This window comes from Halomonas cibimaris (genome assembly GCF_055379665.1).
Window position 1 is genome coordinate 1,019,297 of the sequence record NZ_AP043828.1, and the last position, 18,110, is coordinate 1,037,406.

16 protein-coding genes are annotated in these 18,110 nt (G+C 64.1%); 6 read left to right on the forward strand and 10 right to left on the reverse strand.

Annotated features, from left to right (window positions below):
- Nucleotides 1-140: 140 nt before the first annotated feature.
- Nucleotides 141-1,691, forward strand: a complete 1,551-nt coding sequence (locus ACZ415_RS04650) for a Na+/H+ antiporter NhaC family protein (RefSeq protein WP_344701795.1) — start codon at nt 141-143, stop codon at nt 1,689-1,691.
- 32 nt (nt 1,692-1,723) lie between these two features.
- Here the strand turns inward: ACZ415_RS04650 and ACZ415_RS04655 are convergent, their stop codons facing one another.
- Nucleotides 1,724-2,596 (reverse strand): LysR family transcriptional regulator, encoded by an 873-nt coding sequence (locus tag ACZ415_RS04655; RefSeq protein ID WP_344701797.1) that lies wholly within the window; start codon nt 2,594-2,596, stop codon nt 1,724-1,726.
- A gap of 149 nt (nt 2,597-2,745) precedes the next feature.
- On the opposite strand from ACZ415_RS04655, the gene ACZ415_RS04660 reads away from it, so the two are divergent.
- From ACZ415_RS04660 to ACZ415_RS04675, 4 genes are read left to right on the forward strand one after another with little or no spacing between them, the layout of a single operon-like run.
- Nucleotides 2,746-4,212 (forward strand): aldehyde dehydrogenase family protein, encoded by a 1,467-nt coding sequence (locus ACZ415_RS04660; RefSeq protein WP_344701799.1) that lies wholly within the window; start codon nt 2,746-2,748, stop codon nt 4,210-4,212.
- A 52-nt stretch (nt 4,213-4,264) separates the two neighbouring features.
- Nucleotides 4,265-5,272, forward strand: coding sequence for a dipeptidase (locus tag ACZ415_RS04665; protein WP_344701802.1), 1,008 nt, complete (start codon nt 4,265-4,267; stop codon nt 5,270-5,272).
- Nucleotides 5,273-5,303: 31 nt separating this feature from the next.
- Nucleotides 5,304-7,097 carry a hypothetical protein gene (locus tag ACZ415_RS04670; protein ID WP_344701804.1) on the forward strand — a complete coding sequence of 598 codons (1,794 nt, stop codon included), beginning with the start codon at nt 5,304-5,306 and terminating at the stop codon, nt 7,095-7,097.
- On the forward strand, nt 7,094-7,867 hold the full coding sequence (locus ACZ415_RS04675) for an Ldh family oxidoreductase (protein WP_344701806.1): 774 nt from the start codon (nt 7,094-7,096) through the stop codon (nt 7,865-7,867). The genes ACZ415_RS04670 and ACZ415_RS04675 overlap by 4 nt, the downstream gene beginning before the upstream one ends.
- Here the strand turns inward: ACZ415_RS04675 and ACZ415_RS04680 are convergent.
- The 9 genes from ACZ415_RS04680 to rdgB form a co-directional block, all read right to left on the reverse strand.
- On the reverse strand, nt 7,864-8,739 hold the full coding sequence (locus ACZ415_RS04680) for a Brp/Blh family beta-carotene 15,15'-dioxygenase (protein WP_344701808.1): 876 nt from the start codon (nt 8,737-8,739) through the stop codon (nt 7,864-7,866). The genes ACZ415_RS04675 and ACZ415_RS04680 overlap by 4 nt on opposite strands.
- 139 nt (nt 8,740-8,878) lie before the next feature.
- The gene (locus ACZ415_RS04685) at nt 8,879-10,069 is read right to left on the reverse strand and encodes a lycopene cyclase family protein (protein WP_344701810.1); all 1,191 of its coding nucleotides are present in this window, start codon (nt 10,067-10,069) and stop codon (nt 8,879-8,881) included.
- Complete coding sequence (locus ACZ415_RS04690; RefSeq protein WP_344701812.1) at nt 10,066-11,112, reverse strand: phytoene/squalene synthase family protein; 1,047 nt, start codon at nt 11,110-11,112, stop codon at nt 10,066-10,068. The genes ACZ415_RS04685 and ACZ415_RS04690 overlap by 4 nt, the downstream gene beginning before the upstream one ends.
- A gap of 7 nt (nt 11,113-11,119) precedes the next feature.
- A complete protein-coding gene (gene crtI / locus ACZ415_RS04695) occupies nt 11,120-12,709 on the reverse strand; it encodes a phytoene desaturase family protein (RefSeq protein ID WP_344701814.1) in 1,590 nt (529 codons plus the stop codon).
- The gene (locus ACZ415_RS04700; RefSeq protein WP_344701816.1) at nt 12,706-13,833 is read right to left on the reverse strand and encodes a polyprenyl synthetase family protein; all 1,128 of its coding nucleotides are present in this window, start codon (nt 13,831-13,833) and stop codon (nt 12,706-12,708) included. Before ACZ415_RS04700 ends, crtI begins: the two co-directional genes overlap by 4 nt.
- Nucleotides 13,834-13,943: 110 nt before the next feature.
- Entirely contained in the window at nt 13,944-14,714 is a 771-nt protein-coding gene (locus tag ACZ415_RS04705; RefSeq protein WP_344701818.1) for a bacteriorhodopsin-like, read from the reverse strand.
- A 383-nt stretch (nt 14,715-15,097) separates the two neighbouring features.
- Entirely contained in the window at nt 15,098-15,811 is a 714-nt protein-coding gene (locus ACZ415_RS04710; RefSeq protein WP_344701820.1) for a YiaD family glycine zipper/OmpA-like lipoprotein, read from the reverse strand.
- 38 nt (nt 15,812-15,849) lie between these two features.
- Nucleotides 15,850-17,019, reverse strand: a complete 1,170-nt coding sequence (gene hemW, locus ACZ415_RS04715) for a radical SAM family heme chaperone HemW (RefSeq protein WP_344701883.1) — start codon at nt 17,017-17,019, stop codon at nt 15,850-15,852.
- Nucleotides 17,020-17,027: 8 nt separating this feature from the next.
- Nucleotides 17,028-17,648, reverse strand: a complete 621-nt coding sequence (gene rdgB, locus ACZ415_RS04720; RefSeq protein ID WP_344701822.1) for an RdgB/HAM1 family non-canonical purine NTP pyrophosphatase — start codon at nt 17,646-17,648, stop codon at nt 17,028-17,030.
- A 201-nt stretch (nt 17,649-17,849) separates the two neighbouring features.
- Between rdgB and ACZ415_RS04725 the strand changes: the two genes are divergently transcribed.
- Entirely contained in the window at nt 17,850-18,077 is a 228-nt protein-coding gene (locus tag ACZ415_RS04725) for a hypothetical protein (protein ID WP_344701824.1), read from the forward strand.
- Nucleotides 18,078-18,110: the final 33 nt, after the last annotated feature.

Sequence of the window (18,110 nt, forward strand, 5' to 3'; positions counted from 1 at the left end):
TCAAGCAGCTGCATTCCGGCGGCCGGGACAAATATGGCCAGGTGCTTTCGCGAAGCGGGGATCAATGCGCTAGTATTGCCGACCTCGACGCCGCCGCGTCTTTGAAACTGGCAACAACGATACCCTGAGAGAGAGCCACGATGTCCTTTGGCCTATATTCCCTGCTTCCCCCTTTGCTCGCCATCGTGCTGGCGCTGGCAACCCGCAACGTGATTCCTGCCCTGTTCTGCGGGGTCTGGCTGGGCGCCACCATGCTCAGCGGCGGCAACCCGGCGGCCGGGCTTTACAGCAGCTTCGGTGATTTCATCATTCCAAGCGTGGGCGACGAATGGAGCGCGACCGTGCTGATCTACTGCGCCCTGTTCGGGGTGCTGATCACGGTGCTGCAGCGAACCGGCGGCGCCCAGGCCATTGCCCGTTCGATTGCCACCCGGGTGGCCTCGCCCCGGGGCGCTCAGGGCGCCGCCATGGGATTTGGCGTGCTGATTTTTTTTGAAGACTACTTCAACGCGCTGACGGTGGGTAGCGTCATGCGCCCGATTACCGACCGCATGCGCGTTTCCCGGGAAAAGCTGGCCTATATCGTCGACTCGACCTCGGCGCCGATGTGCCTGCTCGGGCCGGTCTCTACCTGGGTGGTGTTTGTCATGGGCCTGATCGGCACCCAGCTGACCCAGATGGACATGGCCGGCTCAGAGTATCTGATCTATCTGTCGTCGATACCGCTCAATTTCTACGCCTGGCTGGCGCTTTTGCTGATTTTGATCATGGTGATAACCCAGCGCGACTTCGGCCCCATGGCCCAGGCCGAAGCGCGCGCCCGGGAAACCGGCAAGCTGCTGGCAGACGATGCTCAGCCGCCTTCGGATCGCGAAGTCGCCGAGATGGCGGGCGTCGCCGAGGAGCATTCGCTCAAGCGCAACATGCTGGTGCCCATCGCCGTGCTGGTGGGGCTGATCCCGGTGCTGTTCCTGTGGACCGGCAACGTCGTTGAAAACGGCTTGATCGTCGCCATGGGCGAAGCCGACGGCGGCAAGTCGATTTTGATCGCTACCTTTCTCGCCGTCAGCGTTGCCCTGGGCATGGGCCTTGCCCAGCGGCTGTTTGATTTTCGCGAGGCCATGGAGCTGGTGGTAACCGGCATCAAGAGCATGACGCTGGTCTACATCATTTTGACGCTTGCCTGGTCCATCGGCAGCGTGACCGAGGCGCTGGGCACCGCCGACTACCTGGTCACGCTGGCCCAGGCCGGCGTCGCGCCGAGCCTGATTCCGGTGCTGCTGTTTCTTATCGGCTCGCTTGTCGCCTTTACCACCGGCACCTCCTACGGCACCTTCGCCATCATGATCCCCATTGCCATGCCGGTGGCCATGGCGCTGGACATGCCGCTGGCGCTGGCCATCGCGGCGGTGCTCAGCGGCGGCATCTTCGGCGATCACTGCTCGCCGATTTCCGATACCACCATTCTCTCCTCGGCGGGCTCTTCCTGCGATCATATCGACCACGTTCGCACCCAGCTGCCCTACGCGCTGAGCGCCGGCACGGCGGGAATCGTGGCGTTTTATATCGCCGGGGTGACGGGCAGCGCCTGGCTGGGCGCCATCACCGGCACCGCGACGCTATTGATCGTGATTACCGGCCTGAGACGGTTCTGGCGGCCGGCGTCGAGCGCATCAAAAAGCGCGACATAGCGCGCTGCAGGGCAGGCCTTAAGGCGGCGCGGCTAGCCCAGTGCCCGGGTAACGAAATCCGCCATGGCGCGGGCGCCGGGTGAAAGGCTGCGCCCGGCCAGGCGCAAAAGGCCGATTTCCCGCGTTACCCGGGGCGCGCTCAGCGGCACAAAGCGCAGGCGCTCGTACTCTTCGGGAAATGCCAGCCGGGGCAGGGTAGTAACACCCAGCCCCGCCACCAGCATGGCGGTTAGCGACACCATGTTGGAAATATAAAAAGCGTGGTGCTCGCTCAGTGCGGCGGCGTCGGTGCCCTGCAACAGCCGTGAGGTGCCGTTGCCGATCAAGCGCTCTTCTACAAGCTCCCGCCAGTGCACGGCCTGCCGGCCGGCGAACGGATGATCATCGCGGCAGACCACGCCCAGCGCGTCGCGCAGCAGCGGGGTAAAGCCCAGCGCCGCCTCTTCCTCCCACAGGCTGGTCAGCCCCAGATCGACCTCGCCGGCGAGCACCTGATCACGGACGAAGTCGGCGTTGCCGTCGTGCAGGCTCACTCGAATGCCCGGATAGTCGGCGACAAAATCGGCTAGCAGCTCGGGCATCAGCCGGCTGGCCACCGACGGCACCGCGGCCATGTCCAGATGCCCGGCCTGGCGCTCTACCTGCGCCGTAAGCTCCCGGCCCAGCCGGTCGTGCTGGGTTAAAAGCTCGCGAAAGCGCGGCACGCAGTAGCGGCCGAACGGCGTGAGCGTGGCCTGGTTGCCGCGCTCAAAAAGCGCCTCGCCCAGGCGGCTTTCCAGCTCGCGTATCGCCATGGAAAGCGCCGGCTGGGTGCGGTGTACCTTACGCGCTGCGGCGTGAAACCCGCCCTGGTCGACCACCGCCAGCACGTAGCGCAGCGGCGTTATTTTAAGCTCGGGCAGCATGGCACATCTCCGGAAAAACGCCGCGAGAAGCGGGGCAATCGCTGTGCAACGCAGCGGTAAGAAAAAGTGATCATTCAGTATTAATTATTGATTATCTTTATACATGCCGCGCCCCTAGCCTGTCATTACCGACTTTCAAGGAGGCAGTCATGACACACGCAGCGTCCCCGTCTCGCACGCAGAGCCATGCGCTTTATCTCAACGGCCGGTGGGTCGAAGGTGAAAGCCACGTGGAAAACCGCAACCCGTCCGACCTGAGCGACGTGATCGGCCACTATGCCCAGGCAAGCGTGGCTCAGATGCACGAAGCCGTTGCTGCCGCCAAGCAGGGGCAAAAAGCGTGGGCCAAGACCGGCCTTGAGCACCGCTACGGCGTGCTGATGGCGATTGGCGACGAGCTGATCGCGCGCAAGGCCGAGCTTGGCGAGCTGCTCGCCCGGGAAGAAGGCAAGACCCGGGCCGAAGGCGCGGGCGAGGTGCACCGCTCGGGGCAGTTTTTCCACTACTACGCCGCCGAAGTGCTGCGCCAGATCGACGAGCGCGCCGAATCGGTACGCCCGGGCGTGGAAGTCGATATCCGCCGCGAGCCGGTGGGCGTGGTGGGCATTATCAGCCCGTGGAACTTCCCGCTGGCTACCGCGGTGTGGAAGATCGCCCCGGCGCTGGCGTTCGGCAACGCCGTGGTGTTCAAGCCCGCCAATCTGGTGCCCGCGAGCGCCTGGACGCTGGCCGAGATCATCAGCCGCCAGGACATGCCCGCCGGCACCTTCAACCTGATCTTGGGCCCCGGCAGCTCCGTGGGTGACGCGCTGATTTCAAGCCCCGAGATTCACGCCCTGAGCTTTACCGGCTCGCTGGCCGTGGGCCGTCGGGTGGCGGCTGCCACCGCGGCGAACCTGGTCAAGTGCCAGCTGGAAATGGGCTCCAAGAACGCCCTGATCGTGGCCGACGACGCCGATCTGGATCTGGCCGTGGAGGCCGCCTTCAACGGCGCGTATTCGGGCACCGGGCAAAAGTGCACCGCCTCGTCCCGGCTGATCGTCACCGAGAAGGTCCACGACGCCTTCGTTGAGAAACTCACCGCAAAGCTTGAGCAGGTCCGGGTCGGCCACGCGCTGGAAGACGGCGTGCACTTCGGCCCCGTGGCAAGCCAGAGCCAGCTGGAATCCAACCTCGAATGGGTCGAACGCGCGCAGCGGGACGGCGCCACGCTTGCCTTCGGCGGCGAGCGCCTCGAGCGCGACACCGACGGCTACTTCATGGCACCCACGCTGTTTGTCGACACCACCAACGACATGGCGATCAACCGCGAGGAAGTCTTCGGCCCGGTGGCCTGCGTGATCAAGGTGGCCGACGCCGATGAGGCCATCGAAGTGCTCAACGACACCCAGTACGGCCTGACCGCGGGCATCATCACCGATTCGCTGGCGCTGGCCACCGAGTTCAAGGCCCGGGCCGAAACCGGCTGCGTGATGGTCAACCTGGCCACCGCCGGCACCGACTACCACGTGCCCTTCGGCGGGCGCAAGAACTCAAGCTTCGGCCCCCGTGAGCAGGGTCGCTATGCCCGGGAATTCTACACCGTGGTCAAGACCAGCTATGTCAAAGCCAACTGAGTCAAGGCCAACCGAGTCAAGGCCAACCGAGTCAAAGCGTAAGGAGGCTGATATGTCACAGGACATGCTGATCGTCGACGGTTTGCAGTATTCCAACTGGTCCCGGGAGATTTTCCAACAGATGCGCGAGGGCGGCGTCGACGCGGTTCACGCCACGCTTGTCTACCATGAAACCACCCGCGATACGCTCTCCCGGCTGGGCGAGTGGAACCGCCGCTTCGAGGCGCACAGCGATCTGATTATGCCGGTACGCGAGCCGGCGGATATCCACCGCGCCCGCCGACAGGGCCGGGTGGGCGTGTTTCTCGGCGCGCAGAACTGCTCGCCCATCGAGGACGATATCGACATGGTCGAGGTCATGCGCGATCTGGGGCTTTTGATCATGCAGCTGACCTACAACAACCAGAGCCTTCTGGCCTGCGGCTGCTACGAGTCCGAAGACAGCGGCATTACCCGCTTTGGCCGTCAGGTAATCCGCGAGATGAACCGGGTGGGCATGGTCATCGACATGTCCCACAGCGCCGAGCGCTCGACCCTTGAGGCCATTGAACTCTCCGAGCGGCCGGTGATCATTTCCCACGCCAACCCCGCGGCCTGGCAGCCGGCCAAACGCAACAAGTCGGACAAAGTACTCCACGCCATCGCCGAGAGCGACGGCCTGCTGGGCTTTTCGGCCTACCCTTTCCACCTGAAAAACGGCCCGGACTGCACGCTGGCCGAGTACTGCGAGATGATCGCCCGTACCGCCGACAAAATCGGCGTGGAGCACTTAGGCATCGGCACCGACCTATGCCAGAACCAGCCGACATCGGTGCTCGAGTGGATGCGCAACGGCCGCTGGTCGAAGGACATGGACTACGGCGAGGGCAGCGCGGCCAACGCCGGCTGGCCCGACCCGCTTTCCTGGCTGCGCGACAGCCGCGATTTTCCCAACCTGGTGGCCGGGCTGCGCGAGGCGGGCTTCGCCGAACACGAAGTCGCCGGCATCATGGGGCAGAACTGGGTCGCCCTGCTGGAACGCACCACCGCGCCGCAGTGCGCGGTGGCCTCAGTTGCCTGACGCGCGCCATTGCCGTCTCGGGAGGTGTGAGATGATAAACCGTATTTCCCCGCGTGAAGAAAACCTGCGCCTGCGCCCGCCGGAGCGGGTGATGGATCTGGAGCGGCTGGGCAGCCTGCACGCCAGCCGGCTGAGCTTTACCCGCAGCCTGATCCGACAGATGGCCCGCCAGCGCTGGCAGATCAGCGCCGCCCGTTTCGACCTGGATGATGCAGGCCACGGCACGGTGATCTACCGGCTGCAAACGCCGCGCGGGCGCTATCACGGCGTGATCTTTTCCCAGCCGCTGGACGACGAGGCGCGCTCGGATCGGGTCATCGCCGAGGCCTGGGATGTTACTTTCGGCGTGGTTGAAGGCGAGGTCGACGAGGCCCTGCTGGAACAGATGGCCGCCAACGTGCCGCTGCAGGAAGCCGGCCGCCAGCATCCGCGTCTGCTGGTGCTGTCCCGGGCCAACCGCAGCCTGCGCAACTTTGATGCGTTCACCCGGGCGCTGGCCGAGGGTTACCAGCCCGACCCGGCCTGGCTGACTCGGGCCGGCTACCTGTATCGCACCACCGCGGTGTACGGCAACGGCAAGTTCGGCATCGCCGATTTTGGCCGGCTCAAGGACAATCCCGACTTCCAGCGGCCGTTTTCCGCCCAGATGCTGGCGGTCTATCTGCTGCGTCACTTTTCCATCCAGCAGGTGGAGCATATTGCCCGCCGCCAGGCGCCGGCGACCGCCGTAGGCCTGGCCACGCCGCTGAAGCGCTATCTGGGCATCGGCAACGCCACCGGGCTTGGCATGGCGCCGTTTTTGATCAACCACCCGCAGCTCATCGAGCAGTGGGTCAAAAGCCGCGAGCAGGCGCTGGCCCAGATCAGCGCGCAAACGCCGGACGAGGCCCAGCGCGAGCGGCTGCTGGCGCTGCTGGAGCGCGCCCGGCGCCATCTGGAGCAAACGATCACCGGAGACGTTCAACAGGGCGAGCGCAACCGTGAAACGGCCGCCGCGCTGCCCGACGTGCGCGCCTGGCTTGAGCAGGTGCCGCTGACCGCCGATCTCTGGCGCGAGCTTACCGAATGGAGCCATCGCACCCTGCCGCTGGAAGCCCAGGAGCTGATCAACACCCTGCTGCTGGAGCTTTATCCGGCCATTGTCGAGCCGTTCGAAAACCGCATGGGCGTTGATGAACGCCTGGAGCTCACCCCGGAAATGCCGCTGGTGCACTTGAAGCAGCTCATTGAAACCCACTACGACTGGGCGCTGGCCGTTGACTTCGACGCCCCGGACAGCCGCTACTGGTTCTGGTACCGCTCGGTGGAAAAAGAAGAGCCGCGCCTTGGCGTACGCGGCCATGAGCCCGGCGCTGACCGCGAACTCAAGCTGGCGATTGCCCCACGCGTGGCCGACACCCACCGCGCCGTTGAGGCATATCTCGGTGATAACCCCCACGCCACCACGGTGGAATTCCTGATCGCACACTGTCGCCACAAGGACATCGTACGGCGCATTCAGACCATGGCCGAAACCCCTTACGGTGAGATTCGTGCCAACCTCTGGGCCCGGGAGATGAAGCCCATGCACCTGCTGCGCGCCAAGCTTGCGTTTTTCGGCGCCGGGCGCTTTGATCCCAAGTCGGACCGCTGGGTACGTATTACGCTGTTCCAGGGCGCGCCGCTGGTCGAAGAGCTCAACGCCGAGCCCGACGACCTGCGCGATTTTGACGACTGGAGCTTTCCTCTGGAGCCGTCGCCTGAAACAAGCGCACCCGACTCGGCCTGTCTTTCACACCGCACCGCTTCACACCGTACTGCGGCCACGAACGGAGTCGCCTTATGAAGGTCTCCTACAACGAACTACAAGGGCTCTGCCGCAAGGCGTTTCTGGGCATGGGCTTTGGCGACGGCGATGCCAGCGACGCCGCCGACATGGTCGCCTGGATGCAGCTTCACGAGCTTGACGGCCTCCAGGCGCTCAACCGCGGGCTTGACTACCTGCTGGCTGAGCAGTTGGAAGGCGCACGCACGCCGGTGATGCTCTACGCCGACGGCGATCTCGCGGTGCTCGACGGCCAGGGCGGCAGCGTGCTGGGCAGCTCCAGCCTGGCGCTGGAGCTTGGATTTGCCAAGGCCCGCGCTCGGGGCCTTGCGGTGATCAAGATTCGCCGCTGCCACAACCGCCAGCTGATCATGGGCTATCTGGCGCGCATTGCCGGGCGCGGGATGAACGCCACCGCCTTCTGGCGCAACGCCCAGGCCCCGCTGACCGAACAGGTCGTCGGCTTTCGCGCGGGCGGCTCGGTGCCCGAAATCCGCGTGTACGCGGTGACCCAGGTGCCCGAAGAAAACGCCCACAACGACGGCGTTACGCTGTTATTTGCCAACCACGTGGAGCTGCTGCCTTCCATGCGCTCGGAATACGCGTATGACCTGCTGGCCTGCCATAGAGAATCCGACCTGCTGGCCAGCCGCGAGCGCGCCATGCTTGACGGCATCCTTATCGATGACGCCGTCTGGGACAGGCTCAAACACCTGGCTACGCGCATACTGGTCGAGTCCACCGAGGCCTCGCGCAGCGGAGCCGGGCCGGGAACAGACGACAGTGATTAAGGTATCGCCCGGGACGCCTTGGGCGATACCATCCACAGGCCGACCAGCAAGGCGTGGGGCACGGTCAGCACGGCCAACCCCCAGAACACCACTCTGACACCGTCCGCTAGCCAGTCCGCCTGCAGCGCGGCGTACGTACCCCCGCGCTGCAGGCCCCACCATGCCAGCAGACCCAGCACGATCGCCCCGAGCGTGGCGGGCGCGGCGCGCCGTGCCAGAGCGGCCGCGTTAAAGGCCGGCTGCTGGCAGCGCTGCGCGGCCAGCAGCGCCAGAAAATGGCGCATGCTGTGCACCGCACAGAAATAAAAGGCAAAGCCCAGCAGCGGCGGCAAGGCAAGCAGCAGACCGCCCACGATACCCAGCTCCATCAGCAGGGCCGCGCGGCTGTCGCGAGCCGTTTTAACCAGAACACCGGCCAGCAGCGCTCCCCAGGCGAGCAGCAGCCCATACCCTGCGATTTTTACCAGCGGTACCAAAGCGCTGGCTTGCTGCTGGAGTAGCCAGGCAAAAAGTGCGGCCACCTGCTCTGGATGGCCGACCATGGGGCCAACGATGGGCAGGCTCCCACTTAGCCATCCGGCAAGTGAAGGCGTTTGTGCGGGCAGAAACAAGCGATCCGTGGAGGCGAAGTGCCAGGCCGAGAGGCACAAAAAACCCACCAGCGCAAGCGTTGGCTGCCATACGATAAACGCCACCGTCAGCGCCATCAGTATCAGATAGCCGCCTAGCCAGAGGGCGCTGCTGGAGCGCTTGGTCGCGCTAAGCGCTCTGATGAGAATCGGGTCCGCCCCGCCGTGTGACATGCCGAAAACGGCGATCGGTAACAGCACGACCCAGAACTGGCCGGCAAGATCCATGGTGGGCAACCACACGGATGCGACACCGCATGCCATAGCCGTGATGACCAGTCCCAGGCGGTGGCGTCGAACGGTAGTGCTTGCAAGCGCTGGCATGAGAAAACCTCCCTTTTACTCGGCTTTTTAGCCCGGCAAACAGCTCAGCCCCTGAACGTCAGGCGCTATGGGTGGGGGTAAAAGCGGCACGCAAAAAAGGCCCCGGCGGCAGCGCGCGCATGATGGCAAAAAGATCGCTCAAGCGGGGCTGATCGCCGAGAAAGCGCCTTTGCTGTGCGGCGCTGCTGCCCTGAAACAGCCGCATGAACCAGTCAGGCGCCTGCTCGGGATGCCGGCGTATGGCGTGCAGAAAAACCTTGTCCATCCACTGAAGCGAAGACGGTCTGATACGTGGTGCGACGAGATTCCAGCGGCCGGACGCGTGGGCCTGGCGCAGCTGGCGCGCCACGTCGGCAGCGCCTTGCTGGCAGCTGGCAAACATGTAGCCGGTGGCAGGGCGCATCCATCCGCCGCGAATGCCGGCGGAGAGATAGCGTGGCCCCCGGCGCGGCGGCAAGACCGGCATCATCGGCAAACAGCCGGTTTCATGACGCGTCACCGACCAGCCCGGCCTTAGCCGTTTGTCCAGCCATTCGCCCAGCGCAGGCGGCGTTGCGTGCTGGTTCAGCAGCGCCTGGCAGTCCTCGTGCGCGCGATCGGCATGAAAACAGGTCCACTCAACCAGCAGCCGATGGGCTCCCAGGGGCAGCACATAGATGAAATGAATACCGCTCGATGCCGGCTGAAAGTCCATCAAACGGGCGGTAGACGGCGGATAGCCATGATCCGGGGCCGCAATTTCCAGACCGTGAAAGACCTGCCACACACCGCCGTGGGCGACAAGCGCTGTGCTCGGCGGCGGGCGCGTATCGATGACGGCCCTGGCCCTGAGACGACCGCTCGACGTGGCCACGTCGAGCGCGCTGTCGGAAGAAGTCACCGCGTCCACCGCCACGCCCCGGATCATGGTGAACTCCTCGCGCTCAGCCAGTGCGGCGTAGGCGCTGCGCCTGAAGTCGGTGGCCGTGATCATGGCGTAGCCGTGCCTGCCGTCTTCGCGCTCGACCGTTTGTCCGGCGTGGCGCACCTGCCAGCGTGGCCAGCGGTGGCTGATTGCTTGACGAAACGGGTGCGGCTGCTGATCCCAGAAACACCAGGTGCGATCCTGCGTGTCTTCGCGGCGCGCATCAAGGATATGCACCTGCGGTGCCGGGGCCTGCGAGGAAGTCGTGGTGGCCAGCCAAGCGGCAATGCTCAGCCCGGCAAGGCCGGCGCCAAGGATCGCCACGTCCGTATCCGCCGAGTTCATGGCGCGTCTCCGGCCGGGCCAAGCCCGTAGGGAGACAGGCAGTGGCCCAGCGGCGTGTGCAGGCTGGCGTCGTGTTGGCCCCGGCGCCCAAAGGCGAACAGCGCCGGCATGGCCCGTATGCTTTGATAGCCTTTGCTGACGGCTGGAACCACAACGCGGCCGGCCCAGTACGCGCGCTCGTCCAGGCGCTCAAGGCGCTTGCCGATGGCGCGATACACGCGCAGCGCCACGCCGATAGCCAGCCGGGCACGCCACGGAAGATACGCCAGCCCCTGCCAGCCGCTGGCGTAGTAGGCATCGGCCTGCGCTACCAGCCGCCGGGCGGCCAACCAGGCCTGGCGGCGCGCGTGCGCGTCTCCCTCAGCGATGGCCTCGGCCGTTACATCGCCGGTCAGCCAGCTACGCGGTAGATACACCCGGCCGCGCCGGGCATCTTCCAGCACATCGCGCGCGATGTTGGTCATCTGCATCCCCATGCCCAGATCAATGGCGTGCGGAAGTGCGCACGCCTGGTCGCGGACGTTGAGCAGCGGACACATCATAACGCCGACGGTGCCGGCCGCGCCGTAGGCGTAGCGCAGCAGCGCCTGCTCGCTTGTCAGGTGCAGCGGCGAAAGATCCGTTTGCATGGTGGCCAGCAGGTCCTGCATGGCATGCACGGCCAGCGAATTCTCTGCAAAAAGCGCGTCTATATCGGCCTGGATATCCGCAACGAGGCGCTGCTCGTCCGATGACAGCGCAGCGTTGGCCGCGCCTGCGTCCGCGACGCGGCCCGGGGCCTGCACGTCAATGATCAAAGGCGAGGTGCTTGAAGCCGGTCGGCGCGCCGCCAGGCGCTGTTGCAGCGCTGCCAGCAGCCGCGCTGCCCTGTCGCGCTGGGCATCGTTGGCGGCGTTATCCGCAATGTCGTCCACCTGGCGGCATACATGATAAAGGCGCGCCCCCGCATGCAGCTGATGCTCCGGCAGAAAGCGGCCGGCCCAGTGAAAACTTCGGCCGTGGCGGCGCAGCGTTGCCCGTGACTGTGAAGGAGAGGACGTCATGTTGACCTCACGCCGTTTTGGAAGCGGCGGCACCGGGTCGGGTTGCCGCGTCTTCTTTAACAAGCCGGGCGACAACGCCTGCCGACGAAACCACCCCCGGAACGCCTGCGCCCGGATGCGTGCCGGCTCCTACAAAATACAGGTTGCGATAGTGCGGTGAGCGATTGTGAAAACGCAGGCCGGCCGACTGTGTCAGCGTGGGGGCGATGGAAAAGCCGCTGCCGAACGGGCTGGAGAGCGCGCCGTGAAAATAACGCGGCGATACCGTGTGCGTTGCGCCGAGCTGATCCAGCACATCCGGCATCAGGCGGCGTTGTAACATGGTGAAGATCTGATGCGTCAGCCGAGGCTCAAGGGCATCCCAGTCGTGGTGTCCCTGCAGGTTGGGCACCGGCGCCAGCACATAAAACGCATCGCCGCCCTCGGGGGCCATCTGCGAATCCGTAGCGCCGGGACGGTGCAGATAAAGGCTGAGGTCGTCGGGCATTTCATGCTTGTCAAAGATAGTGTCGAGGATCTCTTTGTAGGTATCCCCGAAGACGATGGTGTGGTGCTCAAGCTCAGGATACGGGCGCCGGGTTGTAAAATAGACGACCAGCAGGCCCATCGACTGCTTCATGCGCCGCCGCCAGGCGTTGAGCCAGCGGCCCCAGGGCTTCATCGGCAGCCAGCGGTCGTAGACATGCAGCGGATCGACGTTGCTGATGACGATGTCGGCGCGGTGATATTCGCCGGAGACCGTCTTTGCCCCGATCACACGGCTGCCGTCCACGTCCAGCGCACTTATCTGCTGGCGCGTATGGATGACGCCGCCGTGACGCTCAAACAGCGCCGCCAGCGCCTGCACCAGCGCGCCGGTGCCGCCTTTGGGATACCAGACGCCGCCGCGGCGCTCAAGGGCGTGAATCAGGCCATACAGCGAGGACGTGCGAAAAGGGTGGCCGCCGACCAGCAGCGACGGTACGGAAAAGGCCCGGCGCAGGCGTTCATCGGCAAAAAAGCGGGAAACAAAATCGTACAGGCTTCTATCGGCGCGCAGGCGAACCAAATCCGGCAACACCTTGAGCATGTCCGTGACCCGTGTAAAAGGCTGCTCGGCCAGATCGACAAACCCGCGCTGGTACATCTTCTCGGTTTCAGCCAGAAAATCGTGGTAGATCGCCCCCTGCCCCGGCGCGATGCGATCGATTTCTTCGATCGTTTCACTGACCGTGCCCTTGTATTCAAAACGGCTGCCGTCGGCAAACTCCATCCGGTAGAAAGGGTCCACCGGCAGCAGCGTCACGTGATCGTGAAAGCGCTCGCCGAAGCGTTCGAAAAGCGCTTCGAAAATAAACGGGGCTGTAATCACGGTGGGGCCGGCATCAAAGCCAACCCCGTCCAGTTTGAACACCCGGGCGCGCCCGCCAAGGTCACCGTGACGTTCCACAAGTTCTACGTGCCAGCCGTCGGCAAGAAGGCGCAGGGCCGCTGCCAGACCGCCAAAGCCTGAACCAATGACCAGGGCCTTTCCGATTTTTTCTTTCGCGCCGGCACAGGCAGACGAGGTGTCGGGCGAGGCCATGTTGGGTAACGGTGTGCTGGGTGGCGCGGTCATGAGGCTCGCTCTCCGTAAGGCTGACGGCAGGGTTGGTACCTGTCTCTCTGGCGTGTAGTTGTATGGTACCTGTCTCGATCCAGCGCCGCGGCGTGCAGGTGGCTTAGCAGCCGTCGCTGCAAGTCCGCAAGCATCTGTCGCAGCGTCGTGCCAAGCCCTTCGGGAAAACAGGGCGTGATCTTTTCGGCGCGCGCCAGCGCAGACGCCGCGTGTCGGGCGGCGCGCTGCACCGCACGGGCACCGGCGTCGTCGCTTTGTGGCCGGCCTGCCGGCCAGTGGCGCGGCCAGGCGTGATAGGGATGAAAGGCATCCGGCTGCGAGCGCGAAGGGCAGGCAAGGTCAATATCATCCAGGTCGTCGATGATTTGATAGGCCAGCCCTGCCGCGCCGGCGAACCGCTGTAGCAGCAGGCGCTGTTCGCCGGAGACCGTGCCGCCAAGGGCGCCGGCTTCCAGCGGCAGTGCGATCAGAGGAGCGGTTTTGGCCAGAGTCGCCTGCAGATAGGCGCTCAGCGAAGGGGGGTTGTCATACGCTTGGCGTGCGGTCTCCTGGCGTGCGGCCGGCGGGGCCACTTCAATGCTCTGCCCGGCGATTACCTGACTGGTCTGCCGGGTCAAAAGCGTTATCAGCGCCAGACGGTGTTCACAACGGTCGCTTTCGAGCGCGGCGCGAAAGGCCGTTGTTAAAAGAAGATCGCCTGTGCATACGGCAACGTGGTGGTTATAGCGCTTCCACACGGCTGCCTTGCCGCGACGTATTGTATCGCCGTCGCAAAGGTCATCATGCACAAGCGAGGCGTTATGAACGAGCTCTGCGGCGGCGGCCGCCGCCGTCCGGTGGGCCTTTGATGCGCCATAGGCCTGTCCGCTGAGCAAAGCCAGCCGTGCGCGTAGAAGGCTGCCGCCGGTATCCAGGTGATAAAGGCTCGCTTGGGTGGCAGGCCAGCTAGCCGGTGCGCTTATGCTGGCCTGCATCAGAGAGGTGACGCATTCGAGTTCGTGATCCACGTCGAGGATGTCCGCGGGCGCACAGGGCGCCTTTTCGCGACGTGGTGCCAACGATGGCGCATCGATGTGTTCAGCGACGGTGAAATCAGCAGTTTGATGAGCCGTTACATTGACCATGCCAATATCCTTTAGCTCGGGGCCATCCGTGGCCGGGTGAAGCTCCTTGATCTTGAATCAGTGCTTATTGGAGCGTTGAGCTTTCGCTGCCGTCCCTGTCAGCACTCGCTTTAGACTGCTTCATTCTCCGTGTTTTCGACTGCCTTTGACTTGCGCACTGCGATTGTGAAGATGAATACGCCAAAGAGGGCTTTCGCGACGATGTCGGCAATAGTGTAGCCCACTTCAAGCGCTGTGATGGCGGCACCACCGGTCAGACCCACCAGGGGGAAGAGGTAGACGATGGGGTAGAACAGCCAGGCGCCGATCACCAGGTATACCGCAATGTTGATCAGTCCTTTCACTTCTTCAGGCTGCTTGGCAATGGAGTCTTTCAGGCCAACGACCAGCTGGTGGACGATGAAGACGAACGGGATCATGGACAGTACCCAGAACACAAAGCGCAGCCCGCCGGTGCTGGATACTTCGCCGGGATAGCCAAGCACGATCATCAGTGCGGCTGCACCGCCGAGCATGGTGGTTTTCTTGATCGTTTCCTGGCGTGTCAGGTTCATGACCAGGATCAGCTCGATCAGCAGCAGCGGTACGGTCAGCAGCCAGTCCACGTAGCGATAGGCCTGGTTAAAGGGCGAACCCGTGGCCACGACTTCTCCTGTGGTGACATCGGCTGCGGCTCCCCACGAAAGCATGATCTGCAGGTAGTGGTATGCCGCGATGGCCGTTACCAGCCCTGTGATGGTGACGGCCAGGCGGTAAGAGGGGGCGAGTTCAGACTTCATGAGCCAGAAAAACAGGGACGCGGCGGCCATGACGGCAAAGCCGAACGAGTACCCGTTCTGTATGAAGGTGTATTGCCCAAGGGATAGCGTTTCAAGTTCCATTATGATCTCCAACGGCGATTGCTGGTTTAGGCAGCTATCACGCACGCTTCGCTGAGATGGAGGGCCCAGACCATCGCGGAAAAGCGCGGATGACGCGTTATAAAGTCCTTTCCACAACAGCTGTACAAAATCCTTTTTCTGTACAGCTACAATCAGCGTAGCCGGTGCGGTGTGAAAATACAACGCTTATGTGATGCGGTATTAAAAACGCATCTTTTCGGGCCAACACCCGCCGGTGCCCGCCCCCTTGAACACTTTGGCCAGACTCGATAGCGCAGCGCCGGGCCGGTGTTTTCATGCCGGTCCAAAAGCGCAAAAAAAGCCCGCCATGCAAGGCATGGCGGGCTCAGACGGCGACCGATGCACCGTTCAGGGAGCGGCCGTTAGCGGGGCGGGCGCTGGCCGCCGCGACTGCCGGCGTCCCCGGTAGGCGTCAGCGTGATTTCCACGCGGCGGTTCTGCGCGCGGCCGGCGTCGGTATCGTTGTCCGCTACCGGCTGATTTTCACCGTAGCCTGCGGTATTCAGGCGCATGGCGGATACGCCGTTTTGGGTCAGATAGCTGCCCACCGACCGGGCGCGGCGCTCGGACAGCTTCTGATTGTAGCCGGCATCGCCGGTGCTGTCGGTGTGGCCGGCGATGTTGACCCGGGTATCCTGATACTCACGCAGCACGCTGGCCACTTCGTTGAGCGCGCTTTGCGCCTGGCCGGTCAGCTGAGCGGAGTCGAACCCGAAGGTCACCTGGCTTGGCATGTTGAGCACGATGTCGTCGCCGCGGCGGTCGACTTCGATGCGTGAACCCTGCAGCCCTTGGCGCAGCTGCTTTTCCTGGCGGTCCATGTAGGCGCCTACGCCGGCGCCGGCGGCAGCGCCCACGGCCGCCCCGATCAGCGCGCGGTCGCGGCGGCTGGTGCTGCCGTCACCGGAAAGCGCGCCGGCCACCGCGCCCACGGCGGCCCCGACGCCGCCGCCCATCGCCGTCTTGTTGGAGCGTTGAGTCTGGCTGCCCTGCTGGCCGCCGTAGGGATTCTGGGCGGCACAGCCGGCCAGCAGAATCGCCGCCGCCAAAGGGGCCATTGCTCGAACCATTCGCATTGCTCTACTCCTTTACGGTCATTGAAACGTCGCGGTTGTTATCCGTTGCTGATGTCTGCCAGCAGTTCATTCAAGAATAATAGACCTTGAGGCGTCGGTTGCAGTCTGTTTGACGTTTCCTGCAAAAGTCCTTTTTTGACGCTGTCTTGCAGCAAAACCTGCAGCGCGCCGAGGGGCTGTCCGGTATGCGCCGGCCAGCGTGCGGCATCCACGCCCTCGGTCAGGCGCAGGGCGTTCATGCAAAATTCCAGCGGCAGCTCATCGGCCGGCACCTCGCGCTTGCCCGCTACAAACCCTCGCATATCCCAACGACGCTGCAAATAGGCCTCGGGCTGGCGGGTTTTCCAGCGCCGCTCAATGGTCCAGCGGCCCTGGCGGTCCACGTCGCTGAGCTTGCCGTGCGCCCCGGCGCCGATCCCCAGGTAGTCGCCAAACGTCCAGTAGTTGAGGTTGTGCCGGCTTTCGTGCCCCGGGCGGGCGTAGGCGGAAATTTCATAGCGTGACAAACCGGCCTGCTCCAGACAACGGTGGCCGAGCTCTTGAATATCGTACAGGGTATCTTCCTCGGGCAGCACGGGCGGGCGGGCGTAAAACGCCGTATTGGGCTCCAGGGTAAGCTGATACCAGGACAGGTGCTCGGGCGCCAGCGCCAGCGCCTGTTCCAGATCATCAAGCGCCAGCGCCGGAGTTTGGCCGGGCAGGCCGTGCATCAGGTCGATATTGAGGTTGTCAAACCCGCCGGCCCGGGCCTGCTCTACCGCGCGCACGGCTTCCTCGCCGTCGTGAATCCGGCCCAGCGCTTTGAGCTGGGCACGCTGAAAGCTCTGCACGCCGAACGACAGGCGGTTGATGCCGGCCGCTCGATAGCCGCTGAAGGCGTGGTATTCGGTGGTGCCGGGGTTGGCTTCCATGGTGATTTCGATATTCGCCGCGAAAGCCAGCCGCGCACTTATTGCACTGAGCAGGGTCTGGTAAAACTCGGGGGACAGCAGACTTGGCGTGCCGCCGCCGATAAAGATCGACACCAGTTCACGTTCGCCGGCCAGGGGCAGGTCCTGATCCAGATCCTCCAGCAGCGCGGCCAGATAGTCGCGCTCCGGCAGCGCCCGGCGGCCGGATTCATGGGAGTTGAAGTCGCAGTAGGGGCACTTGCGCACGCACCAGGGCGTGTGGATGTACAGCGACAGCGGCGGGCGCCGCTTCGCCATCGGCTCGGTCATGCTGCCCCCTTGCCACCGGCTGCGTTCAGCGCTTCCACCAGCGCGCTGAGTGCGCGGCCGCGATGGCTCAGGCGGTTTTTTTCCTCGGCCGGGAGTTCTGCGGCACTCATGGCCTGAGCGGGCAGCCAGAACAGCGGATCATAGCCAAAGCCGCCCGCACCTCGGGGGTGGGCCAGCACTTCGCCCTCCCAGCTTTGCTGGACGATGATCGGCACCGGGTCCAGGGCATGGCGCAGATACACCAGCACGCACCAGTAGCGCCCGGTGCGCTGGCCTTCGGGGCAGTCGGAAAGCGCCTCCAGCAGCTTTTGGTTGTTGCGCGCGTCGCTTTTGGGCTCGCCGGCGTAGCGGGCGGAGTAGATCCCCGGCTGGCCGGCGAGGGCGTCCACCTCCAGGCCGGAATCATCCGCCAGCGCCGGCAGGCCGCTGATGCGGCTGGCTGCGCGGGCCTTGAGCAGGGCGTTTTCCACAAACGTCAGCCCGGTTTCGGCAACGTCCGGCGCATTGATGTCTGCCTGGGGGCGCACGTCAAATCCCAGCGGCTGCAAAATCTGGTTGAATTCCTTGAGCTTTCCGGCGTTGCCGCTGGCCAGTATCAGCGTTTTTGTTGCGGTCATAGCGTGGTCTCCTTGGCGGCCGGCCAGTGTACGCCGGGTCGGAGTAGACCAAAAGGACGGGGCATCCGAGCCTTTTTACGACCTGCTTTTACGGCCTTCTTTTACAATCTTCTTGCGTAACTTTAATTTACAAACTTAAATACATTAAGCAACAAATCAGCCGGCACCTGCTCAGCCGTTCTCTGCTCGAGGGTCACTTTCATGTCGCAGGACAACACCCGCAAAACTGTTTACCTGGTTACCCAAAAAAGCCCGCAAACACAGCTGTTTGCGGACTATCTCGGGGAAAAGACCGGCTGCAACGTCTGCATACACCCCCCTGCCGGGGTGTTTCAGGCCCCGCCCGCTGATCGGGTGCTGGTACTGATCGACAGCGACCACGTAGCCGTCGACCGGCTCCCGGCGTGGCAGCAGCGACGAGACGCATAGCGCCGCCCCGGGCAGGCCGTAGCGGATGATACA